This is a genomic window from Hydrogenophaga sp. (assembly GCF_019264445.1).
Lineage (GTDB): Bacteria > Pseudomonadota > Gammaproteobacteria > Burkholderiales > Burkholderiaceae_C > Hydrogenophaga.
This window is the reverse complement of the sequence record NZ_JAHVAB010000029.1, coordinates 1-20,805: the sequence shown is the minus strand read 5'-3', so window position 1 is coordinate 20,805 and position 20,805 is coordinate 1. Positions and strand designations below refer to the sequence as shown.

General features: G+C 68.2%; 22 protein-coding genes. 4 read left to right on the top strand and 18 right to left on the bottom strand.

The genetic code is table 11. The features are described 5' to 3' along the window. The first annotated feature begins 6 nt into the window (after positions 1-6). Both KXJ60_RS04155 and KXJ60_RS04150 read left to right on the top strand, forming a co-directional pair. Positions 7-1,590 carry an MFS transporter gene (locus KXJ60_RS04155; RefSeq protein ID WP_291124374.1) on the top strand — a complete coding sequence of 528 codons (1,584 nt, stop codon included), beginning with the start codon at positions 7-9 and terminating at the stop codon, positions 1,588-1,590. A 5-nt stretch (positions 1,591-1,595) separates the two neighbouring features. After that, a complete protein-coding gene (locus KXJ60_RS04150; protein ID WP_291124372.1) occupies positions 1,596-2,345 on the top strand; it encodes a sulfite exporter TauE/SafE family protein in 750 nt (249 codons plus the stop codon). A 3-nt stretch (positions 2,346-2,348) separates the two neighbouring features. On the opposite strand, the gene KXJ60_RS04145 is transcribed toward KXJ60_RS04150, so the two are convergent. Continuing rightward, positions 2,349-3,578, bottom strand: coding sequence for an MFS transporter (locus KXJ60_RS04145; RefSeq protein ID WP_291124370.1), 1,230 nt, complete (start codon positions 3,576-3,578; stop codon positions 2,349-2,351). 98 nt (positions 3,579-3,676) lie between these two features. Here KXJ60_RS04145 and KXJ60_RS04140 point away from each other — a divergent pair, with 98 nt between their 5' ends. Next, positions 3,677-4,681: a LysR family transcriptional regulator gene (locus tag KXJ60_RS04140; RefSeq protein WP_291124368.1), complete on the top strand. Its 1,005-nt coding sequence runs from the start codon at positions 3,677-3,679 to the stop codon at positions 4,679-4,681. On the opposite strand, the gene KXJ60_RS04135 is transcribed toward KXJ60_RS04140, so the two are convergent. The 14 genes from KXJ60_RS04135 to fliF all read right to left on the bottom strand — a co-directional run bounded on the left by KXJ60_RS04135 (position 4,635) and on the right by fliF (position 17,766). Next, positions 4,635-6,197: a methyl-accepting chemotaxis protein gene (locus KXJ60_RS04135; RefSeq protein ID WP_291124366.1), complete on the bottom strand. Its 1,563-nt coding sequence runs from the start codon at positions 6,195-6,197 to the stop codon at positions 4,635-4,637. The genes KXJ60_RS04140 and KXJ60_RS04135 overlap by 47 nt on opposite strands. Before the next feature lie 112 nt (positions 6,198-6,309). Beyond that, on the bottom strand, positions 6,310-7,077 hold the full coding sequence (gene fliR / locus KXJ60_RS04130; RefSeq protein ID WP_291124364.1) for a flagellar biosynthetic protein FliR: 768 nt from the start codon (positions 7,075-7,077) through the stop codon (positions 6,310-6,312). Between the two features lie 116 nt (positions 7,078-7,193). Beyond that, on the bottom strand, positions 7,194-7,463 hold the full coding sequence (gene fliQ / locus KXJ60_RS04125; protein ID WP_291124362.1) for a flagellar biosynthesis protein FliQ: 270 nt from the start codon (positions 7,461-7,463) through the stop codon (positions 7,194-7,196). A 7-nt stretch (positions 7,464-7,470) separates the two neighbouring features. Beyond that, positions 7,471-8,244 (bottom strand): flagellar type III secretion system pore protein FliP, encoded by a 774-nt coding sequence (fliP, locus tag KXJ60_RS04120; RefSeq protein ID WP_291124360.1) that lies wholly within the window; start codon positions 8,242-8,244, stop codon positions 7,471-7,473. Beyond that, the gene (locus tag KXJ60_RS04115; RefSeq protein ID WP_291124358.1) at positions 8,231-8,587 is read right to left on the bottom strand and encodes a flagellar biosynthetic protein FliO; all 357 of its coding nucleotides are present in this window, start codon (positions 8,585-8,587) and stop codon (positions 8,231-8,233) included. Before KXJ60_RS04115 ends, fliP begins: the two co-directional genes overlap by 14 nt. Before the next feature lie 124 nt (positions 8,588-8,711). Beyond that, positions 8,712-9,140 (bottom strand): flagellar motor switch protein FliN, encoded by a 429-nt coding sequence (gene fliN / locus KXJ60_RS04110; protein ID WP_291124357.1) that lies wholly within the window; start codon positions 9,138-9,140, stop codon positions 8,712-8,714. Next, positions 9,130-10,134, bottom strand: a complete 1,005-nt coding sequence (fliM, locus tag KXJ60_RS04105; RefSeq protein ID WP_291124355.1) for a flagellar motor switch protein FliM — start codon at positions 10,132-10,134, stop codon at positions 9,130-9,132. The genes fliN and fliM overlap by 11 nt, the downstream gene beginning before the upstream one ends. Positions 10,135-10,148: 14 nt before the next feature. Beyond that, complete coding sequence (locus KXJ60_RS04100; protein WP_291124354.1) at positions 10,149-10,733, bottom strand: flagellar basal body-associated FliL family protein; 585 nt, start codon at positions 10,731-10,733, stop codon at positions 10,149-10,151. 131 nt (positions 10,734-10,864) lie between these two features. Further along, positions 10,865-12,211, bottom strand: coding sequence for a flagellar hook-length control protein FliK (locus KXJ60_RS04095; protein WP_291124353.1), 1,347 nt, complete (start codon positions 12,209-12,211; stop codon positions 10,865-10,867). 35 nt (positions 12,212-12,246) lie between these two features. Then, on the bottom strand, positions 12,247-12,711 hold the full coding sequence (gene fliJ / locus KXJ60_RS04090; RefSeq protein WP_291124351.1) for a flagellar export protein FliJ: 465 nt from the start codon (positions 12,709-12,711) through the stop codon (positions 12,247-12,249). Continuing rightward, positions 12,708-14,141: a flagellar protein export ATPase FliI gene (gene fliI / locus KXJ60_RS04085; RefSeq protein ID WP_291124496.1), complete on the bottom strand. Its 1,434-nt coding sequence runs from the start codon at positions 14,139-14,141 to the stop codon at positions 12,708-12,710. Before fliI ends, fliJ begins: the two co-directional genes overlap by 4 nt. A 37-nt stretch (positions 14,142-14,178) precedes the next feature. Continuing rightward, positions 14,179-14,883 carry a flagellar assembly protein FliH gene (locus tag KXJ60_RS04080; protein WP_291124349.1) on the bottom strand — a complete coding sequence of 235 codons (705 nt, stop codon included), beginning with the start codon at positions 14,881-14,883 and terminating at the stop codon, positions 14,179-14,181. Positions 14,884-14,908: 25 nt separating this feature from the next. Then, positions 14,909-15,907 (bottom strand): flagellar motor switch protein FliG, encoded by a 999-nt coding sequence (gene fliG, locus KXJ60_RS04075; RefSeq protein WP_291124347.1) that lies wholly within the window; start codon positions 15,905-15,907, stop codon positions 14,909-14,911. A gap of 161 nt (positions 15,908-16,068) precedes the next feature. Then, positions 16,069-17,766 (bottom strand): flagellar basal-body MS-ring/collar protein FliF, encoded by a 1,698-nt coding sequence (gene fliF, locus KXJ60_RS04070; RefSeq protein WP_291124346.1) that lies wholly within the window; start codon positions 17,764-17,766, stop codon positions 16,069-16,071. Between the two features lie 183 nt (positions 17,767-17,949). Between fliF and fliE the strand changes: the two genes are divergently transcribed. Continuing rightward, positions 17,950-18,264: a flagellar hook-basal body complex protein FliE gene (fliE, locus tag KXJ60_RS04065; protein WP_291124344.1), complete on the top strand. Its 315-nt coding sequence runs from the start codon at positions 17,950-17,952 to the stop codon at positions 18,262-18,264. 113 nt (positions 18,265-18,377) lie between these two features. On the opposite strand, the gene KXJ60_RS04060 is transcribed toward fliE, so the two are convergent. The 3 genes from KXJ60_RS04060 to fliD form a co-directional block, all read right to left on the bottom strand. Continuing rightward, positions 18,378-18,680 carry a flagellar protein FliT gene (locus KXJ60_RS04060; protein ID WP_291124343.1) on the bottom strand — a complete coding sequence of 101 codons (303 nt, stop codon included), beginning with the start codon at positions 18,678-18,680 and terminating at the stop codon, positions 18,378-18,380. A 1-nt stretch (position 18,681) separates the two neighbouring features. Beyond that, positions 18,682-19,092, bottom strand: a complete 411-nt coding sequence (fliS, locus tag KXJ60_RS04055) for a flagellar export chaperone FliS (protein WP_291124341.1) — start codon at positions 19,090-19,092, stop codon at positions 18,682-18,684. A 193-nt stretch (positions 19,093-19,285) separates the two neighbouring features. Next, on the bottom strand, positions 19,286-20,707 hold the full coding sequence (fliD, locus tag KXJ60_RS04050) for a flagellar filament capping protein FliD (RefSeq protein WP_291124339.1): 1,422 nt from the start codon (positions 20,705-20,707) through the stop codon (positions 19,286-19,288). Between the last annotated feature and the right edge of the window lie 98 nt (positions 20,708-20,805).

Below are 20,805 nucleotides of genomic sequence, written 5' to 3'. Positions count from 1 at the left end.
TGCGCCATGCCCCCAGCGTCCACCTCCATCTGGAGCCCCCTGCGTCAACCCGCCTTCCGGGGCCTGTGGATCTGCGGCGCCATCTTCTTCATTGGCGCCGGCATGCAGACCATGGCGGCGGCCTGGCTCATGGTGGAGCTCACCGGCTCGTCGTTTCTCGCCGCGCTGGTGCAGACGGCGGTGTTCCTGCCCATGTTCCTGCTGGCCTTGCCGGCGGGCGTGCTGGCCGACACCACCGACCGCCGCCGCCTGATTTCCGGCGCGCTCCTGGCCCAGGTGGGCGCGTGTGTGTTGCTCGCGTTGCTCGTGCTGGGCGGCTGGGGTGGGCCGGCTTCGGTGCTGTTTCTGGTGTTCGTGTGCGGTTGCTGCACGGCGGTGCTCACGCCGGCGTGGAACTCCTCGGTGGTGGACCCGGTGCCGCGCGCCGAATGGCCGCAGGCGATCACCGCCATCGGCATTGCCTACAACGCCGCGCGCGCCATCGGCCCCACGCTGGCCGGCCTGCTGTTTGCGCGGCTGGGCGCGGGCTGGGTGTTTGTGGTCACGGTGCTCACCACGGTGGTCATGTGGGAGTCCATTCGCCGCTGGCCGCCGCGCGCGCACCCGCCTTCGAGCCTGCCGCCCGAGCGCTTGTGGGGCGGCACGCTCAGCGGCCTGCGCTTTGCGTGGCACTCGCGCCTGATCCTGGCGCAGCTGGTGCGGGTGATGGCCTTCAGCGCAGCCGGCTCGGCGCTGTGGGCGCTGCTGCCGGTGATTGCGCAGCGCCAGCTGGGCACCGGGGCCGAGGGCTTTGGCCTGCTCATGGGTTGCCTGGGCACCGGGGCGGTGGCGTCGGGTCTGGTGATCGGGCGGCTGCGCGCGCGCTTCGAGCTGGACGCCATCGTGGCCGTGAGCTGCGTGGTGTTTGCCACCGTCATGGGGCTGGCGGCGTGGGTGCGGGTGCCGTGGGTGGTGTACATCGCCATGGCCTTCGGCGGCGCGGCCTGGATGGCCACCATGTCCACCTTCAACACCGCCACCCAGGCCAGCGCGCCGCCGTGGGTGCGCTCGCGCGCCGTGGCGCTGCACATCGTCTCGGCGCTGGGGGCGTTTGCCATCGGCTCGGCGTTCTGGGGCGCGGTGTCCGACATCGCCGGCCTCACCGCCGCACTGCTGGCCGCTGCCGTGCTCATGGCGGCGGGGCTGCTGCTGGCGCGGCCCTTTCCGCTGCGCGTGGGGGCCGACCATGAAGTCACGCAGGGCACGCCCTGGGACGAGCTGTTCATCGAGGCCGAACCCAACCCCGAGGCCGGCCCGATCGCGGTGGAGGTGGGCTACCGCATTCGCACCGGTGTGGACCAGGCCTTTCTGGACACCATCGCGCAGATGAAGGCCCCGCGCCGGCGCGACGGCGCCACCTTCTGGCGCGTCTACAAAGACATGGGTGAACCGTCGCGCTACGTGGAGCGCTTCATCGTCACCTCGTGGGCCGACTACCTGCACCAGCGCGCCCGCGCCACCGTGGCCGACCGCGCCATCGAGACCGAGGTGCGCGCCTTTCTGGCCGACGGCGAAAGCGCCCGCATGTCGCACTACATCGCGGAGCGCTGAAGCCCATGGGCCCCGAACTCTGGCTGCTCGTGGCGGGCGCAGCGGTGGCCGGGTTTGTGCAGGGGCTCTCGGGCTTTGCGTTCGGCATGGTGGCCATGTCGTTCTGGGTCTGGGGCATCGAGCCCCGCGTGGCGGCGGTGATGGCGGTGTTTGGCTCGCTCACCGGCCAGCTCGTGGCCGTGTTCTCGGTGCGCCGGGCGTGGCGCTGGTCGGCGCTGCTGCCGTTCCTTGCGGGCGGTGCGCTTGGCATTCCGCTGGGCATTGCCGTGCTGCCGCACCTCAATCCCGATGTGTTCAAGCTGGTGCTGGGAAGTGTGCTGGTGGTGTGGTGCCCGGTGATGCTGCTGTCGTCGCGCCTGCCCCGGGTGACGCGCGGCGGGCGGCTGGCCGACGGCGTGGTGGGCGCAGCCGGCGGCTTCATGGGCGGCATTGGCGGCTTCACGGGTGTGATGCCCACGCTGTGGTGCACGTTGCGCGGCATGGAGAAAGACGCGCAGCGCGCCATCGTCCAGAACTTCAACCTCGCGGCGCTGGCGTTCACGATGCTGGGTTATGTGTGGGCCGGCACCGTGACGCGCGACATGTGGCCTCTCATGCCGCTGGTGGCGGTGTCCCTGCTCGTGCCCTCGCTGCTCGGGGCGCGGCTCTACTTCGGCTTGAGCGAGGTCGCGTTTCGCCGCCTGGTGCTGGCGCTGCTTGGCCTCTCGGGGCTGGCCATGCTGGTGTCGGCCGTGCCGCGCCTGCTGTCGGCCTGAAGCTCAGGCGCGCTGCGGCACGGCGCCGCGCGCCGGCAGCCAGCGCACCACTGCAGCCAGCAAGGCCGCTCCGGTGGCCAGGGCGCTCACCGCCACCCAGCCCCAGTGCGCAAACAGCAGGCTGGCCAGTGCCGCGCCCAGCGCCATGGCGCTGAACATCGAGACGAACAGCATGGCGTTGAGGCGGCTGCGCGCGCCGGGGTCGATGCTGTAGATGAGCGTCTGGTGGGCGACCAGCGCCGACTGAAAGCCCAGGTCGAAGCCCAGCACCGTGGCCGCGAGCCACCACAGCTGCAGCTCGCGCGGCAGCCACGGCGCCAGCGGCATGGCCGCAAACGACACGGCAGCGATGCCGGCGCCCAGCAGGGTGATGGCGTGCGGGCCGTGCCGGTCGGCCAGGCGGCCAAACACGGGCGCGGCCACGGCGCCAGCCGCCCCGGCCAGCCCGAAGGCACCCGCCGCGCCCGCCCCCAGGTGAAACGGCGCGCCGTGCAGCCAGATGGCCAGCGTGGACCACACCGCGCTGAAGCCCACCCCCAGCAGGCTCTGCGCCACCATGGCGCGGCGCAGCGCGGGGTGCTGGCGCCAGAGCGTGAGCAGCGAGCCCAGCAGCGCGCCGTAGGCGAGCGTGGTGGTGGGCTTGAAGTGCGGCAGCGAGCGCCACAGGGCCACACCCAGCAGGGCCGTGGCCAGCGCGGCGGCCATGAACATCGTGCGCCAGCCCAGGTGCTCCGCCGTGAAGCCGCTCACCACGCGCGAGAGCAGGATGCCCAGCAACAGCCCGGTCATGACGGTGCCGACCACCTGCCCGCGCTGCGCTTCGGGCGCCAGCGTGGCGGCGGCCGGCACGATGTCCTGCGCCAGCGACGCGGCCACGCCCATGGCCAGGCTGGCGGCCAGCAGCAGGCCCACCGAAGGCGCCCACGCAGCCGCCAGCAGGCTGGCCACGAGCATGGCCACCTTCCACAGGATGAGCTGGCGCCGGTCGTGGCGGTCGCCCAGCGGCGCGGTGAACAGCATGCCCAGCGCGTAGCCGAGCTGCGTGAGCGTGGGCACCAGGCCCAGGGCCTGTGTGCTGGCGCCGGTGTCTTCGCCCAGCACACCGAGCATGGGCTGGCTGTAATACAGCGCGGCCACGCCGACGCCTGCGCTGGTGGCCAGCAGCAGCGTGAGGCTGCGCGACAGGCCCGCGTGGGGGGTGTTCAAGCTATTCGTGGAGCGGATGGCTGACATGGGGTAAACCCTGTGAATTGACAACGAGCCGCGAGTCTCCCACCCTTGGGGCGGCGGCGGTAGTGGCCTGCCGAGCACTTCAGATATACGATTCGCGCATGAAAAAGCCCGCGCCTCTTGCCGTACCGTCCGATGCCGCCGGTGTCAGCGGCGACCGCCTGGACCTGATGCAGACCTTCGTGCGCATCGTCGAGGCGGGCAGCCTCTCGGGCGCTGCCGCGCGGCTCAACACCACCCAGCCCACCGTGAGCCGGCGCCTGCAGGCGCTGGAGCGCACGCTGGGCCTGCGCCTGCTGCAGCGCTCCACCCGCGCCATGCGCCTGACGGAAGACGGCGAGCGCTGCTTCGAGCGGGCCAAGGCCTTGCTGGAGAGCTGGGAGTCGTTCGAGGCCGACGTGCGCGGCGTGGGCGACGAGCCCAAAGGCGCGCTGCGCGTGCTCGCGCCCCACGCGTTCGGGCAGGAGCAGTTCGTGCGACCGCTGGCGGCGTTCTTGCAGCGCCACCCGCTGGTGAATGTCGAGTGGCTGCTGCGCGACGACACGCAAGACCTCATTGGCGAGGGGATTGACTGCGCACTGCACGTGGGCGAGGTGCGCGACCCGGCGGCGGTGGCGATCAAGCTGGTGGATGTGCCGCGCATCGTGGTGGCCTCGCCCGAGGTGCTGCAAGGCGCGCCCGTGCCGCAGCACGCCGACGAACTCGCGAGCCTGCCGTGGCTGGCGCTGCGCACCTACTACCGCAACGAAGTGGTGCTCACGCACGCGGCCACCGGGCAGGCGCACCCGTTTTCCATCAAGCCGCGCCTGAGCACGGACAGCCTCTATGTGGTGCGCAATGCCGCGCTGGCGGGCCTGGGCGTGGGCATCGTCTCGGCCTGGATGGTGGCCGACGACCTGGCCGCCGGGCGGCTGCTGCGGCTGGCGCCCGAGTGGCAGGCGCCACCGCTGCCGCTGTACCTCATCTACCCCTACGCGCGGTTTTACCCGGCGCGCCTGCGGCAGTTTGTGGCGGCCATGCGCGAGGCCGCCCCGCTCGTGTTGGAGGGGGCCGCGGCGATCAGGCCGCCATCGGGGCCGCCCGGCTCGGCGAGCGGCCCAGCTTGAAGACGGCCACGGCCTGCACCAGTTGCAAGGCCTGTTGCCGCAGGCTGTCGGCCGCCGCCGCGCTTTCTTCCACCAGCGCGGCGTTCTGTTGTGTCACGCGGTCCATCTGGCTGATGGTCTCGCCCACCTGACCCACGCCCGCGCTCTGCTCGCTGGTGGCATTGCTGATCTCGTTGACCAGATCGGACACGCGGCGGATCGCCTCCACCACGCCCTCCATGGTCACACCCGCCTGATCGGCCAGCACGGTGCCGCTGGCCACACGCTCGACGCTGGTGTCGATCAGTCCCTTGATTTCCTTGGCCGCCTGCGCGCTGCGCTGCGCGAGGTTGCGCACCTCGGCCGCCACCACCGCAAAGCCCCGGCCCTGTTCGCCTGCGCGGGCGGCTTCCACCGCGGCGTTCAGTGCCAGGATGTTGGTCTGGAAGGCAATGCTGTCGATCACGCCGATGATGTCGGCGATGCGCCGCGAGCTGTCGTTGATGCCGCGCATCGTCTGCACCACCTTGCCCACCACGTCGCCCCCTTCGGCTGCGATCTTCGAGGCGCTTCGGGCCAGCTCGTTGGCCTTGCCTGCGTGGTCGGCGGTCTGGCGCACGGTGCTGCCCAGCTCTTCCATGGACGCCGCGGTTTCTTCCAGTGCGGCGGCCTGTTGCTCGGTGCGGGTGGACAGGTCGTTGTTGCCCTGGGCGATCTGCACGCTCGCGTCCGAGACGAGGGCGGCGTTGTCCTGCACATGGCTCACCGTTTCGCTCATGCGCTGCTGCATGGTGCGCATGGCGCCCAGCAGCTGGCGCGTGTCGTCGTTGCCCACCGGTGTGATCGTGCGGCTGAGGTCACCATCAGCGAGGTGGTCCGCAGCGGCCACGGCCTGCTCCATGGCCACCGCCATGAGGCGGGCCACCCACAGGGCACCGAGCACCAGCAGCACAGTGGCCACCAGCACGGCGACGGCGATGGTCCAGAGCGACTGCGCCACACTGGCTGCGGCCGCCGCCGAAATTCGGGTGCCGTCTTCCTCGATCATTCCCGAGAGCTTCTCGAGTTCGTCTTCCAGCTGCGCAAACGCCTTGTCCAGCGCGGGCATCTGGGCTTCGGCCTGTGCCACGCCCTGCGCCGAAGCGGCGATCACCGCCTGCGCCGCCTGCGTGTATTGCGCGACCACCGGCAGCGTGGCGCTGAGTGCCTTCTGCGCTTCGGCCTCCACCCCGGCCTCTGAGATCTTCTTGAGGGCGGCATCGAAGGTGGTGATGTGATCGGTCAGGTCGGTCCGGGTCGCGGAGATGGTGGCGGCATCGCCCTTCATGGCGGCCAGCAACGCGCGCTGGGCGTCGCCGCGCACGGCGTCGTGCATCATGTCCGCGCTTTGCGAGGCCTGAAGCGCCTGGCCTGCGCGGGCGGAAGCTTCGACTTTGGTGGCCATGGACGAGACGGCCAGCCAGCCGATGCCGCCCGCAGCGGAGACCAGCGCGGCGCCGGCCAGGCCGAGGCAGAGGATCTGGGTGCGAAGTTTCATGAGGATCTCCAGACAACGGCTGTGCCCGGGGAGCGGCAACAGTCCGTAGCCCCTGTATCGGCGCAACACCCCAGCGGTGTAGTGCGGCCAGATGGGCGGCAGGGGTGCGGCCTCAGCCGCCGGTGAAGATTTCGGTGGCCAGGCGCATGAGCGAGGCCACGGGCGCGTCCAGCATGGGCAGCGTGAAGGCAATGCCCACCAGGCCCGCGGAGAGCGTGAGCGGAAAGCCGATGGCAAAGGCGTTCATCTGCGGCGCAATGCGCGAGATGAACCCCAGCACGATGTTGATGAACAGCAGCATGCCGATCATGGGCAGGGCGATCCACAGCCCGTAGCGAAACACCACCGCGCCGAGTTCGTGCAGTTGCATGCGGTTGATGGACTCGAACGCGCTGCCGCCGATGGGGAAGGTGTTGAAGCTGGCCACCACGGCCTGCAGCAGCATGAGGTGCCCGCCCATCACCACGAAAAGCAGCATGGTGGTGTTGCCGAAGAAGCGGCCCACGGTGCTCGATTGCGAGTTGGTCGACGGGTCGAAAAAGCCCGCGAAGTTCAGCCCCATCTGCAGGCCGATGAGCTCACCGGCCAGCTCCACCGAGGCAAACACGATGCGTACCGCCAGGCCGATGGCAATGCCCACGACCACCTGTTGCATCACCACTGAAAAGGCGGCCGGATCGGTGAGCGCGACCACGGGCTGGTCGGGCAGGCCGGCCTGCGCGCACAGCGCCACCAGCATCGCCAGGGCCACGCGCGTGCGCATGGGCACCGAGCGCGACGAGAAGATGGGCGCGCTGGAGAACACCGCCAGGATGCGCAGGAACGGCCAGAACACCGGCGAGACCAGCGCCATGACCTGGGCTTCGGTGAAGGTGGGCATGGTCAGCCGGCCGAATGCGAAATGACCCCAACAAGGGCACCGAGGAACCGGCTCTGCCGGGCCTCAGGTGCCGCCCCCTTGAGGGGGTCGCGCGCAGCGCGGCAGGGGTGTTCCATCTAGATCGCGTAGTTCGGGATCGAGAGGATCGTGTTCCGGATGAACTCGACCATGGTGGTCATCATCCAGGGACCGGCGATGGCAAACACCGCAATGGCCGCGATGAGCTTGGGCACAAACGCCAGCGTGGCTTCGTTGATCTGCGTGATGGCCTGGAACAGGCTCACCAGCAGGCCCACGGCCAGCACCACGCCGAGCACCGGCGCAGCAATCATGAGCAACATGAACAGCGCGTTCTGCGCCATCGTGAGAGCGGCTTGCGGATCCATGTTCTACCTACTGTGCAAAAGAGGCGGCGAGAGAGCCGATGAGCAGATTCCAGCCATCGGCCAGCACGAACAGCATGAGCTTGAACGGCAGCGCCACCAGCACGGGCGACAGCATCATCATGCCCAGCGACATCAGCACGCTGGCCACCACCATGTCGATCACCAGGAAGGGGATGAAGATCATGAAGCCGATCTGGAAAGCGGTCTTGAGCTCGCTGGTGACGAAGGCCGGCACGAGCACGCGAAACGGTGCGTTCTGCGCGGTCACGTCGGCGGGCAGTTTGGCCAGCTTGGCGAAGAGTTCGAAGTCGGACTGGCGCGTCTGCTTGAGCATGAACTCGCGCATGGGGGCCTGGCCGCGTTCGAGCGCCTGGTCGAAGGTGATGGCGTTGCGCGAGTAGGGCTCGTAGGCATCGGCGTACACCTTGTCCAGCGTGGGGCCCATCACGAACAGCGTGAGGAACAGCGACAGGCCGATGATCACCTGATTGGGCGGGGCCGACTGCGTGCCCAGCGCCTGGCGCAGCAGCGAGAGCACGATCACGATGCGGGTGAAGCCCGTCATGAGCAGCAGCACGGCCGGCAGGAAAGACAGCGCGGTGAAGAAGAGCAGCGTCTGGATCGGCACCGAATAGCTGGTGCCGCCTGCGCCCTGGCCCACCATGAGCGGCAGGGTGGGGCCGGCGGGGGCAGCGGGTGCGCCCTGGGCCCAGGCGCCGGTGGCAAGCAAGGCAGCGGCGGCGAGCAGCAGGCCGCGGCGCAAGGTGTCAGCGTGGCGCATTCGGAGCCTTGGTGAGTTGGGCCAGGCGCGCCGCGAAGCTGGACGCGGGCGTGACGATGGGGGCCTCGGTCTGCGGCAGATGGGCGGGCAGGGGCATGTGGTGCAGCGCGTTCACGGAACCCGGCGAGACACCGAGCACCAGGCACACCGCCTCATCGCCCTGGCCCACCTGCACCGTGACCACGCGTTGCTGCGGGCCCAGCGACAGCGACGAGAGCAACTGCATCGGCGGCCCGCTGTGGCCCACCGCACCCGGCAGGCGGCGGCGCGCCCATTTGAGGGCAAACGCCATGGCCACCATGATGGCCAGCAGCGCAAGGGCAGGGAGGGCGTTTTGCAGCATGGGTATCAGGGTGAGATGTCTTCAATCAAGAGATGCCGAGGGTCCGGCTACGCCGGCCCAAGGCATCGCCCCCCTCCCAGGGGGGTGACGCCGAAGGCGGCGCTGGGGGTGACGTGACCTGCGGTCACGTCCGACTGACCCTGCGCATCCGCTCAGAAGGCGTCACGATGTCGGTGAGGCGGATGCCGAACTTGTCATTCACCACCACCACCTCGCCCTGGGCAATCAGGTAGCCGTTGATGAGCACATCCATCGGTTCGCCGGCCAGCGCGTCGAGCTCGACGATGGAGCCCTGCGCGAGCTGCAGGATGTACTTGATCGGCACGCGCGTGCGACCCAGTTCCACCGACAGCTGCACGGGAATGTCCAGCACCATCTGGATGTCCTGCATCGGGTTGCCCGTGGCGCCCGCAGCGGACACCGGTGCGGTGGCCGACTCGAAGACCGGCGCGCCGTCCTCGTTGACATTGACCGTGGAGGCCTGTTCTTCCAGGGCCTGGGCCCAATCGTCTGCAACAGCGTCGTTCATGGTGTTTGGGGTCTCAGTTGACATAGGAATCTCCCAGCCAGTTCATATCAATGCCGCGAAGGTTGCGCTCCACGCGCAGCGCGTATTTGCCTTTGTGGGTGCCGTACTGGCATTCGAAAACCGGCACGCCATCCACGTGGGCCTTGATCGAGGGGTGGCGGTCCAGCTCGATGAAATCGCCGATCTGCATGGCCAGCAGCTGCTCCACCGTGGCTTCCGTCTGCGCCAGCTCGGCGACCATGGTCACCTCGGCGGCCTGGATCTCGTGGCTGAGCAGCTTGACCCAGCGGCGGTCGACCTCGATGGCATCGCCCTGCACGCTGGAATACAGCACGTCGCGAATGGGTTCCAGCGTGGCGTAGGGAATGCAGATGTGCAGCGAGCCGGCGATGTCGCCAATCTCCAGCGTGAAGCTGGTGGACACCACGATTTCGCTGGGGGTGGCGATGGTGGCGAACTGCGGCTGCATTTCCGAGCGCTGGTAGGCCAGCTCGATCGGGTACACGCCGCGCCAGGCCTTCTTGTATTCCTCGGCCACCACGTCCACCAGGCGGTTGATCACGCGCTGCTCGGTGGGCGAGAAGTCGCGGCCTTCAATGCGGGTGTGGAATTTGCCGTTGCCGCCGTACAGGCTGTCGATCACGCCAAACAGCAGCGTGGGCTCGCACACCACCAGCCCGTTGCCGCGCAGCGGGCGGATGGCCATGATGTTGAAGTTGGTCGGCACCACCAGCTCGCGCAGGAAGGCGCTGTATTTCTGCACCTGCACGGCGCCCACCGAAATCTCGGGGCTGCGGCGGATGAAGTTGAACAGGCCCAGGCGCAGGTTGCGCGAGAAGCGCTCGTTGACGATTTCCATGGTGGGCATGCGCCCACGAACAATGCGTTCCTGGCTGGAGAGGTTGTAGTCGCGCACACCGCCGGTGGGCACTTCCTCTTTTGCCAGCTTCTGGCTCTCGCCCGTGACGCCTTCGAGGAGGGCGTCGATCTCTTCCTGGGACAGAAACGATTCGGCCATGGCGTGTCGTCCGGTTACTGCACGATGAAGCTGGAGAACAGAACCGCCTGCACCGGGTTGGGCGGCGCCTTCGACTTTTTCTTCTTCTTGCGCGGTGCGGCGTCGTGGTCGTCGGCTTCGTCGGCCTCGGGCATTTCGTAGCCCATCTCGTGCGAGATGGTGGCAATGATGTCGTTGGCGAGCTTTTCCTTGCCCTTGGCCTGCAGCATCTCGTCGGCGGTGCGCTGCGAGATCAGCACCAGCACGTTGCTGCGGATCTTGGGCAGGTAAGACTTCACGGCGGTCTCGGTCGCGGTGTCCTGCAGTTGCAGCGTCAGGCCCACCTGCACGAAGCGGTTGCCACCGGCATCGGCCAGGTTGATGACCATGTTTTCCAGCGGCAGGAACGTGGGAGGCGTCTTGGGCTTGCTGTGCTCCACGGCCACCGGCGCGTCGCCGTCTTCCTCGTCGTCGTGGGCGGTGTTCTTCTTCAGGATGAACAGCGCGGCGCCAGCGCCGATCAGCGCAAGCACCACCACACCCAGAATGATGAACAGCAGTTTCTTGCTCTTCTTCTTGGGCGCTTCGGTGGCATCGGCGGTGGCGGCAGCAGCAGACATGTTCTTCCTTCAACGTTTCCCACGGGCCAAAGCGTGTGGGGTTGAAAGAATTATTGGGCGCCACCCCCCTGGGTGGTCGCCAGATAAGCGCCGTAAAAGGCGCCTATTCGGGGCTTCGCCGCCGGGCTGCGTCAGGCAAACACGTCCAGCGGACGGCTGCCGTCGGCGCGGGGTGCCGGGGCAGGGCGGCTGGCGGGTTCGGTGGCGCGGGCGGTGCGGCCCAGGGCTTCGGTGCTCAGGCCTGCGGGGCGTGTTGAGTGCCCGCCATCGCCCTGCGACGTGCCTTGCGAGCCCACCGACACGCCGCCGAGCTGGATGCCGCTGCGCTGCATGAGGTCGGCCAGCGAGGCGCCGGCGCTCTCGCGCAGGGTGGCACGGGCTTCGGCGTTGTCGGTCTGGAACGCGACCTGCACTTCCTGGCCTTTGACGGCGAGCTGGATGTCGATGGCGTCGCTGCCGCCTTCGCCGCCCACGCGCAGGCTGGCGTGGCGCAGGTGCTGGGTGCCCCAGTGGCTCACGGTCGGGGCGTCGGCGTCTGTGTTGGCGTGGGGGTGGCCGTCGCCGTGCTGCGCATCGGGCGAGGTGTTGGATGGGCTGTTGTCGCCGCTGCTGCCGGTGTCGGCGCCGCTGGCGCCGGCCGCACCGGCCAGGCCGGCGTCTTGTGTGGTGCCCGCGCCTGGGGCGGCGTTGCTGGTGCTGCCGCCTGCGCCGAGTGCGAACTCGCGCAGCGGGGCGGGGCCTGCCGGTGTGTCGGCGGGGGCGCCCACCAGCCCGAGGCGCTCGTTGATCGCAGCGGTGGCGCGCACCTGAGCGAACTGGGCGCTGTGCTGCTGTTGCAGCGCTTCGGTGCTGGAGACCGCGCCGCGCTGCCACACCAGGGCCGGTGCGTTGCCAGGGGCGGTGGTGCTGTCGCTGGCGCCCGCGCGCTGGTTCTGGGCGGTGGAGGCCACCGTGGCTGCGGCTTGCGGGCTGAGCGGGCTGAAGGCCGGGCGCGAGGCGGCGCGCGCCTGTGCGCTCAGCGCGGGGGCGGGTTCGTCAACGCGGGTCATGCCGCTGATGTCCACGCCGCTGTCTTTGCCCGTGCCTTCCGCACCAGCGGTTTTGAGCAGGGCGGCCTGGGTGTCGGCACCGGCCACCGCCTTGGCATCGGGCGCGGTGGCTCCGGCGGTGGTGGCCGATGTGGCCGCTGTGGCGGGCGTGGCCCAGGCCAGCAAAACAGCCAGCGGGTTCGCTTCTGCGTCGTCGGCCTTGCCTTTGCCTTTCCCTTTGCCTGCCGTCTTGTCGTCGATGGCTTCGCCCTCCAGCGGGCTGGTCTCGGTGGGCGCCAGGTGGGTGTCGCTCACCAGGCTCAGGAGGCTGGCAAACAGGTCGGCCGGCACGGGTTTTTCGCCTTGCGGGCGCGCCGCGTGGCCGTGCTGCGAGGGCTTGGCCGCTTCGGTGGGCTTGGGGGCCTGGGTGCTGGCGTGCGTGGTGGTCATGAGAGGGTCGCGGTCGAAGGGTCAGTTTCGAAGGATCAGTTGCGGGCCTGCGCCTGGGCCAGCTGGTGGCGCAGGTGGATGGACAGGGCCATCTCGTCGGTGTACTTCTGGTCCTGGCGTTGCGCCTTGTGGTCCATGGCCTGCTGCTTGCGCTGGGCGAACTTGCGCAGGCCGGCCAGGTCGCGCTCGGCGGTGTGCACCTGTTCCTGCGCGTTGTCGATATGGCGCTGGCGGTCGGCGAGCACGCCGTTCTGGAACTCCAGCGCGTGGTGAATCTTGTGCATGAACTGGCGGTGGTGCATGAGCAGCGCGGTGTCCACGCCCACGGCGCTGCGTGCGGTCCAGCGTGCCTCGGCCTCCTGGGCGTAGGCCTGCAGCTGGTCCATCTGGTCTTGCGCCACGCGCAGCTCGCGCTGCATCTGGGCCAGCACGCCGAGCGCTTCGTCCCGGCGCTTTTCGGCGATATCCACCACTTTGTGCAGCGTCTGTATCGCGGTCATCCTGCGCTTCCTTCATACGGGTTGTGGTGCGGGCGGGACTGGCGCTGCGGCGCGCCTTTTTCCTTGTCGTCCTGCAGCGCGGTCTGCATCTGGCGCAGGCTCTCTGGCAAGGTGGCGGCCTCGTGCATGTCCTGCATCAGGAAGCGCTGCAGGGCGGGGTAGAGCACGATGGCGCGGTCGGTTTCCGGGTCGCTGCCGGCCACGTAGGCGCCCAGCTGGATCAGGTCGCGGCTCTTCTGGTAGCGCGAGTACAGGCTGCGGAACTTGCGCGCCAGCTCCAGGTGCACCGCGCCGGCCACGTTGTGCATCACGCGGGAAGCCGAGGCCTCCACATCGATGGCCGGGAAGTGGCCCGACTCGGCCAGCGCGCGCGAGAGCACGATGTGGCCGTCCAGGATGGCGCGGGCCGCGTCGGCAATCGGGTCCTGCTGGTCGTCGCCTTCGGAGAGCACGGTATAGAAGGCCGTGATCGAACCCTTGCCATTGAGGCCGTTGCCGCTGCGCTCCACCAGTTGCGGCAGCTTGGCAAAGCACGAAGGCGGGTAGCCCTTGGTGGCCGGGGGCTCGCCAATGGCCAGCGCGATCTCGCGCTGCGCCATGGCGTAGCGGGTGAGCGAGTCCATGAGCAGCAGCACGTCGAGCCCGTCGTCGCGGAAGCGCTCGGCAATGGCCGTGGCATACGCGGCGCCCTGCATGCGCACCAGCGGCGGCGCGTCGGCCGGAGCGGCCACCACCACCGAGCGCTTGCGGCCCTCGGCGCCCAGGATGTCTTCAATGAATTCCTTTACCTCGCGGCCACGTTCGCCGATGAGCCCGACCACGATCACGTCGGCCTTGGTGTAGCGGGCCATCATGCCCAGCAGCACGCTCTTGCCCACGCCGGAGCCGGCAAACAGGCCAATGCGCTGGCCGCGTCCCACGGTGAGCAGCGCGTTGATGGCGCGCACACCGGTGTCCAGCGGCGTGCGCACCGGGTCACGGTCCATGGCGTTGAGGGGCGCGCGGTCCATCGGCTCGATGTCCACGTGGGTGATGGGGCCCTGGTGGTCCAGCGGGTTGCCGTGCGAGTCGACCACGCGGCCCAGCAGGCCCGCGCCCAGGGGCAGGCGCAGCGTGCCGCGGTCGTCGGGCGAAGGCGGCTTGTTGGCATGGCCCACGCGCGGCACGGTGCGGTAGGGCGCCAGCGGCGTGACGCTCGCGCCGCTGGAGAGGCCGTGCGTGTCGCCTGCGGGCATGAGGTAGGCCTTGTCGTTGGAGAAGCCCACCACCTCGGCCAGCACCGGCTCCTTGTGGCCGTTCTCGATCAGGCACTGCGAGCCCACCGGCACCTTCAGGCCCACAGCCTCCAGCACGAGCCCCGCCAGGCGGGTGAGCGTGCCGCGCACTTCCAGCGGCGTTTTCACCGCCGCGTTGGCGCGCACGTCTTCCATGAAGTGGCCCCAGCGGCTTTCCGTTCCGAACGTGCTGTCAGACATCGGTGTCCTTTGGGTTCCAGGCCGCGTCCATGCCGAGGTTGCCCACGGCGCGCGACCAGCGTTTTTCAATGGTGGCGTCCACCGTCATGGTGGCCGACTCGATCAGGCAGCCGCCGGGGCTGATGGCGGCATCGGCCACGAACTCGGCGGGGTGGCTGCCCATGTTTTCCAGCAGGGCGCCTTTCATCATGGCGAGGTCGCCCGGGTTCATGCGCACGGTGGCGGCCTGGCCGTCGTCCACGAGCTGGCCCAGCGCTTCGGCGATCACGGGCCTGAGGTGCGCCGGGTCGCTCTTGATCTCCTGGCGCACCACCTGGCGTGCCAGGTCGCAGGCCAGCTCCAGGATGTGGCGCGAGATCTGGTCTTCGCTCTTCTTGAGGTGGTCGCGCGTGTTGTGCAGCAGCTGCGCCATGCGCACGGCGGTTTCTTCGGCGGTCTTGCGCAGCGTGGCTTCCATCGCGTCGCGCACTTCCTGGCCGCCGGCGTCGTGGCCGCGTGCAAAACCATCGGCATACGCCTGCTGGCGCGCTTCCTGCAGCACCTCGGAGGTCACGCCTTCGCCGGAGCTGCCGTCTGCGGTGGCCGCGTGGGCGTGGTCGTCGCTGCCGTCGACCGCCGAGAAATGCCAGGCGGCCACGCCGTCGATTTCTTCGCGCGGGATGAAGCGGGAGTGGGGGTTGGGTTTGGAGGTGGCCATGGTGTGTCTGTGCATGGGCGGTCGATCAGACGAACGCTTCTTCTTCGCCGCCGCCCATGATCACGATCTGGCCTTCGTCGGAGAGGCGGCGAACGATCTTCAGGATTTCCTTCTGCTGGCCTTCCACTTCGGACAGGCGCACCGGGCCGCGCGATTCGAGGTCTTCGCGCAGCGCTTCGGCGGCGCGGCTGGACATGTTGCCCAGCACCAGATCGCGCAGCTCGGTGGTGGCGCCCTTGAGCGCGATCACCAGCGAATCGGTGGCCACTTCTTTCAGCACCATCTGGATCGACTTGCCGTCGAGCTTGAGCAGGTCTTCGAAGATGAACATCTTGTCCATGATCTTCTGGGCCAGGTCGCTGTCGAATTCGCGGATCGACTCGATCACCGAGGTCTCGATCTGCGTGCCCATCATGTTGATGATTTCAGCGGCCGTCTTCACACCGCCCATGGAGGTCTTGCGGATCTTGTCGCCACCGGCGAGCACCTTGTAGAGCACCTCGTTGAGGTCTTTCAGGGCCGTGGGCTGGATGCCTTCGAGCGTGGCGATGCGCAGCATCACCTCGTTGCGCGTGCGCTCGTTGAAGTTCTTCAGCACGCCGGCGGTCTGGTCCGACTCCAGGTGCACCAGGATGGCGGCCACGATCTGCGGGTGCTCGTTGCGCAGCAGCTCGGCAATGGACAGCGGGTCCATCCACTTCAGGCTTTCAATGCCCGAGACATCACCGCCCTGCAAGATGCGGTCGATCAGCAGCGACGCCTTGTCATCGCCCAGCGCGCGCTTGAGCACGGCGCGCACGTAGTTGTCGGTGTCGGACACCAGCAGGCTCTGCGAAGACGCCTCGGTGGTGAACTTCTGCATCACCTGGTCCACGCGCTCGTGCGACACCGAACGCGTCTTGGCAATCGTCTCGCCCAGCTTCTGCACTTCCTTGGGCGAAAGGTGCTTGAACACCTCGGCCGCTTCCTCTTCGCCCAGCGACATGAGAAAGATGGCAGCGTCCTGGATTCCCTGGTCTTCCATGATTCAGATTCCTTCAACGCAATTCAGACGAAACGCTCGAGCGCCCGCGCCCGCATCCAGGGGCATCAAGGGTCCGGCTCCGCCGGCCCGAGATGCCGTCCCCCTCCCGCCGAAGGCGAGAGAGGGGGAAGCCGCGCAGCGGCGCAGGGGGTGGCGCCGGCTCATGCCGGCGCCTCACCATTCACCCAGCCCTTGACGATGTTCGCCACCGCCATCGGGTTCTCCAGCGCGAGGCGCTTGGCGTCGGCGATGCGTTGCGCTTCAGCGGTCGGTTCGTTGCTCGGCATGGGCAGGCCGGGGCGCTCGGGCGATTCGTTGAGCACCGCGTTGAGCGGTTGCACCGGTGTGGTTTCCAGGCGGCGCGCGGCCGGCGTCTTCATGAGCTTGAGGCCGGGGCGCACCATGCCCATGAGCACCAGCAGGCCCAGGCCCACCATGCCCAGCGGCCAGGCCAGGCTGCGCATGAGTTCCTGGTTGTCGGCCTCTTTCCACCAGGGCAGGGCCGCAGCGTCCTCGCCGGCCTTTTCGACGTTGAACACCGCGTTGACCACGTTGACCGAGTCGCCGCGTTCCTTGTTGAAGCCAATCGTTTCGCGCACCAGCGCGGTCATTTGTTCGAGCTGCTGCGGCGGAATGGCGGTGGTGGTTTCCTTGCCGGCCTTGTCCACCGTGGTGCGGTGGTTGATCACCACCGCCGCGCTCAGGCGCTTGACCTGGCCGCTGGATTCGCGCACCACCTTCACCGTTTTGTCGACCTCGTAGTTCACCACCGACTCGCGGCGCGAGCTGCCGGCCTGGCCGGTGCCCTGGGCGCTGTTCACACCCACGGGTGCGGCGGCGCCGTTGATGGGGGCGGTGCCGGTGGCCGGCGGCTGGTTGCTCACCGCGCCGGGCACGCCCGACGGCTGGGCGCGCGGGCCGCTGCCGTCTTCCACGGTCTGCTGGCTGCGCACGGTCGCGGGTGCGTCGGGGCCCTGGTTGGGGCGGTGCTGTTCGCTGGTGGACTCCACCATCGAGAAGTCGACTTCGGCGCTCACCTGCGCCTTCACGTTGTTGCGGCCCACCAGCGGCTCCAGCATCTCCATGATGCGGCGGGTGTAGAGCTGTTCGAGCTGCTGCACGTACTGCAGCTTCTGGGTGTCTGCGCCCTGGGCCTGGCCATCGGGTGGGTTGGAGAGCAGGTTGCCCGCGTCGTCCACGATGCTCACCGCCTTGGGGTTCATCTCGGGCACGCTGGAGGCCACCAGGTGCACGATGCCGGCCACCTGGGCGCGGTCCAGTGTGCGGCCGGGGTGCAGTGTGAGCAGCACCGACGCGCTGGGCTTCTGCTGTTCGCGAAAGAAACCGTTCTGGTTGGGCAGGGCCAGGTGAATGCGTGCGCTCTGCACCGACGACAGCGACTGGATCGAACGGGTGAGTTCGCCCTCCAGGCCGCGCTGGAAGGTCAGGCGCTCCTGGAACTGCGTCATGCCGAAGCGGTTGGCTTCCATCATTTCGAAACCGGTGACCGAGCCTTTGGGCAGGCCTTGCGAGGCCAGGCGCAGGCGCGTGTCGTGCACCTTGTCGGCCGGCACCATGATGGCCTGGCCGCCCTCGGCGTGCTTGTAGGGCACGTTCATTTGCGAGAGCTGGGCCACGATGGCGCCACCGTCTTTGTCACCGAGGTTGGCGTAGAGCACGCGCCACTCGGGCTGGCGGCCCATGAAGAAGAACGCCAGCGCAATCGCCAGCAGGGCGAGGGCGCCCAGGCCGAGCTTGATCTTCTGTGCCTGGTCCATGCGGGCGAACCCGTCGCCGAACGCGCTGCGCTCTCGGGCGGGCGGTGTGACATCCAGTTCGGCAACGGCGGTGGTGCTCATGGCATTCGGGGTTCGGTAGAAGGTCGATGGCAGAGGGATTGACACCCTGTTGCGTTCGATTATTCGGTCCGGGTGCCCGCGCCATAGCCGTGAAAAGGCCGGCGTTTGTGCCCTTATTCCCGCCCCTTGCAGGCGGTGCGCCCCCTAGCATCAGGGCGTCATCTTTTGTTGAAGGAGTCCGCCATGGACATGCGCATTTCTCCCCTCACCAGCCAGGCCCTCAACGGCATCGGCCAGTCGGCCCTCAAGCGCCCCGGCGCGGCCAACGGGGTGGAGTCCGGCTTTGCCGCGAACTTCAAGAACGCCCTGAAGGAAGTGAGCGCCTCACAGGAAGAAGCCTCTCGCCTGCAGACCCAGGTGCAGCTGGGCAACCCCAAGGTGAGCCTGGAAGAAACCATGCTCGCCATGCAGAAGTCCCAGATCGGCTTCCAGGCCACGCTGCACGTGCGCAACCGCATGGTTCAGGCTTACAGCGACATCATGAACATGAGTGTCTGAGTTCCCTTTCCGGAGCGCGTGACCCGTCCAGGATGTCGCGGGACTGGCTCTGCCAGACCGCAGACATCGCCCCCTGGGGGGTGACGGCCGCAGGCCGGCGCGGGGGGCGCCTTTCAATGCATGGGGGCGGGGCTACCTCGGTCGAACATTTGTGCCAGGTCGTTCAGCCAGGGTTCGGCCAGGCAGCGGATCTCGGCGTCGGTGCGCAGGATGCGCTGCATGATCCGGTTCTTTTCCTTGCGGTCTTCCGGGCCGAGTTCGTCGGTCTTTGACTTGTGGCGCAGCTGCGCGATCAGCACGGCGCAGGCGCCTTCCAGGCGCACCACCTGATCCCAGTTTTCGGTCTGTGCGGCCTCCAGCATCTGCTGGCTCGTGCGCTCGATGGCTTTGTAGTAGTCCAAGAGTTGGTGCTCCATGTCAGGCTCCCTGCAGGGCGCCGGTGCGGATCTGTTTCCAGGAATCGGCCAGCGGTTCGATGAGGTTGAGCACCTCGCGGACAGCTGCGGGGTCGTTGCGCAGGTTGGCCCACGACAGGCGCTGCACCGCGTAGCTGTAGACACCCAGCAGGTTGTGGGCGATCTCCCCGCCTTGCGACAGGTTCAGACCGGCCTTGAGGCCTTCTTCGATGATGCGAACGGACTTGCCGATGGCACGGCCCTTGGCCTCCACCTCGCCACGCTCCATGGCACCGCGCGCTGCGTTGAGCGACTGGATGAGACCTTCAAACAACAGGCTGACGAGCTGGTGCGGGTCGGCCGTGCTCACACCGGTGTCGGTGGACACGCGTTTGTAGGCGGTGGCGGCGCGGGAATTCACAGAGGTAAACATGGCATCGGTTCCTTGTGGCTGATGCCTTTCTGTATCGGCACGCGTCGCGGGGACTGTAGGCGCGAAATGGACGATATGCGGTGAAAAACCGGCCGAAACGGGGGATGGCGTCTTGTGGTTCATCTAGGACTCCAGACGTGAAAAAGCCGGGCAGGGTTCACCGTGCCCGGGCTCTTGGTGTGGCCGGACAAGGTCAGCCGGTGCTCTTGTTCCAGAGCGTGACCTGTTGCGACACAAAGGCGTTGAGGCCGCTGAGCTTGCCCACGGCGTTGTCCATGGCGTTGTACTGCGCCAGGTACCGCACTTCGGCGCGGGCCGCGCGGTCCACCACCTTGTCCTGCTCCTTGGTGTTGCGTTTCACAGAGTTCTGCAGCGCCTCGGAGCGCCCCGTGAGCGTGCCGTTCACGCCCAGCAAACCCGTGGCAAAGGCGCTCATCTTCAGGCCGAAGCCCTGGGCGCTGGGGTCGGTGCTGGCGGCGGTAAAGAGGTTCTTCAGCTCCGCCGGGTCGGACATCGCGGCGTCGAGCTTGGTGCCGTCCACGCTCATCACGCCGCCGCTCTTGATCTCGATGCCGATGTCGAGCAGGCGGGTGAAATCGCCCCCCGGTGTGACCGAGCGCATCATGCCGCGCAGCGCGTTTTGCAGACCCACGGCGGTGCTGTCGCCCTGCAGGGAGCCGGCCACCTTGGTGTCCGGGTCGTACTTGGTGGCGGTGGACAGCATGGAGTTGATGGCGTTGTAGGCATCCACAAACGCCTGGACGTTCTTGCGCATCCCGTCCTTGTCGTTGAACACGGTGAGATCCACCGGCGTGGTCGTGACCGCGGACAGGTTGAGCGTGATGCCGGGCAGGGCGTCCGACACCGTGTTGCTGGCCGAGGTGATCGGCACGTTGTTCACCGTGGCGCGGGCGTTGCTGCCGGCCTGGCTGAGCGTCATGCCGTGGAAGTTGCCGCCGGTGCCGTCGTAGGCGAGGCGGGACAGGCCCGCGGCATCGGTGTTGTTGCCATCGCCGTCGGTGGCCTGGATGCGAAAGCCCAGGTCTTCGCCGGTGCGTGTGGAGCGCACCAGCAGGCGCTCGCCGGAAGCGTCGCGCAACACCGTGGCCGAGACGCCGCCGTTGCCCGCGTTGATCTTGGTGGCGATGCTGCTGAGCGTGTCCTGGGCGGTCACTTCCACATTGATCGCTGCGGCGGTGCCTGCCACGAAGTCGCCCGTAGCCCAGCTGCCCACCTGGATGTTCAGCGTGCCCGCGCCGACAGTCGAGCCGGTGGGCAAGGCCGAAGAAGCCGTGGACTGCGCCCGGGCCAACGCCTGCACCTCGATGCTCATGGACGTCGGCGCCGTGCCGGCGGTGACGGAGATGCCGACCTTGTCGGGTGCGGTGGAGCCGCCCTTGACGAGGTCCCAGGCCTTGGGGTCGGCGAGTTTTTTCGCAGCGTCACCCAGGGCCGACACCATCGACTTGATGGTGCCGTAGATGGAGAGCTTGCTCTGCAGGCCGGCGGCCTGTTGCTGCAGGGGCGCCAGGGGCGCGCGCTCCAGCGCCACGAGCTGGGAGACGATGCCCTTGATGTCGAGGCCGCTGGCAAGACCGGGTGATGAGATGGCCATGGATGCTCCTTGTCGGATTGAACGCAATGCACGCGGGTGGCATGCGCTGTGTTCACTCCACAAAGCCCAAGGCGGCGGCGTGGTGGTTCACCACGGCC

What these genes read in the sequence shown, in the direction of transcription:
- fliN (WP_291124357.1), bottom strand. Translation starts at nt 9,140, where the DNA reads ATGTCAACTGAGACCCCAAACACCATGAACGACGCTGTTGCAGACGAT.
- fliD (WP_291124339.1), bottom strand. Translation starts at nt 20,707, where the DNA reads ATGGCCATCTCATCACCCGGTCTTGCCAGCGGCCTCGACATCAAGGGC.
- KXJ60_RS04155 (WP_291124374.1), top strand. Translation starts at nt 7, where the DNA reads ATGCCCCCAGCGTCCACCTCCATCTGGAGCCCCCTGCGTCAACCCGCC.
- fliI (WP_291124496.1), bottom strand. Translation starts at nt 14,141, where the DNA reads ATGGAAGACGTGCGCGCCAACGCGGCGGTGAAAACGCCGCTGGAAGTG.
- KXJ60_RS04115 (WP_291124358.1), bottom strand. Translation starts at nt 8,587, where the DNA reads ATGCTGCAAAACGCCCTCCCTGCCCTTGCGCTGCTGGCCATCATGGTG.
- KXJ60_RS04135 (WP_291124366.1), bottom strand. Translation starts at nt 6,197, where the DNA reads ATGAAACTTCGCACCCAGATCCTCTGCCTCGGCCTGGCCGGCGCCGCG.
- KXJ60_RS04080 (WP_291124349.1), bottom strand. Translation starts at nt 14,883, where the DNA reads ATGGCCACCTCCAAACCCAACCCCCACTCCCGCTTCATCCCGCGCGAA.
- fliE (WP_291124344.1), top strand. Translation starts at nt 17,950, where the DNA reads ATGGACATGCGCATTTCTCCCCTCACCAGCCAGGCCCTCAACGGCATC.
- KXJ60_RS04150 (WP_291124372.1), top strand. Translation starts at nt 1,596, where the DNA reads ATGGGCCCCGAACTCTGGCTGCTCGTGGCGGGCGCAGCGGTGGCCGGG.
- KXJ60_RS04100 (WP_291124354.1), bottom strand. Translation starts at nt 10,733, where the DNA reads ATGTCTGCTGCTGCCGCCACCGCCGATGCCACCGAAGCGCCCAAGAAG.
- fliP (WP_291124360.1), bottom strand. Translation starts at nt 8,244, where the DNA reads ATGCGCCACGCTGACACCTTGCGCCGCGGCCTGCTGCTCGCCGCCGCT.
- fliF (WP_291124346.1), bottom strand. Translation starts at nt 17,766, where the DNA reads ATGAGCACCACCGCCGTTGCCGAACTGGATGTCACACCGCCCGCCCGA.
- fliS (WP_291124341.1), bottom strand. Translation starts at nt 19,092, where the DNA reads ATGTTTACCTCTGTGAATTCCCGCGCCGCCACCGCCTACAAACGCGTG.
- fliQ (WP_291124362.1), bottom strand. Translation starts at nt 7,463, where the DNA reads ATGGATCCGCAAGCCGCTCTCACGATGGCGCAGAACGCGCTGTTCATG.
- fliM (WP_291124355.1), bottom strand. Translation starts at nt 10,134, where the DNA reads ATGGCCGAATCGTTTCTGTCCCAGGAAGAGATCGACGCCCTCCTCGAA.
- KXJ60_RS04140 (WP_291124368.1), top strand. Translation starts at nt 3,677, where the DNA reads ATGAAAAAGCCCGCGCCTCTTGCCGTACCGTCCGATGCCGCCGGTGTC.
- fliR (WP_291124364.1), bottom strand. Translation starts at nt 7,077, where the DNA reads ATGCCCACCTTCACCGAAGCCCAGGTCATGGCGCTGGTCTCGCCGGTG.
- KXJ60_RS04060 (WP_291124343.1), bottom strand. Translation starts at nt 18,680, where the DNA reads ATGGAGCACCAACTCTTGGACTACTACAAAGCCATCGAGCGCACGAGC.
- KXJ60_RS04145 (WP_291124370.1), bottom strand. Translation starts at nt 3,578, where the DNA reads ATGTCAGCCATCCGCTCCACGAATAGCTTGAACACCCCCCACGCGGGC.
- KXJ60_RS04095 (WP_291124353.1), bottom strand. Translation starts at nt 12,211, where the DNA reads ATGACCACCACGCACGCCAGCACCCAGGCCCCCAAGCCCACCGAAGCG.
- fliJ (WP_291124351.1), bottom strand. Translation starts at nt 12,711, where the DNA reads ATGACCGCGATACAGACGCTGCACAAAGTGGTGGATATCGCCGAAAAG.
- fliG (WP_291124347.1), bottom strand. Translation starts at nt 15,907, where the DNA reads ATGGAAGACCAGGGAATCCAGGACGCTGCCATCTTTCTCATGTCGCTG.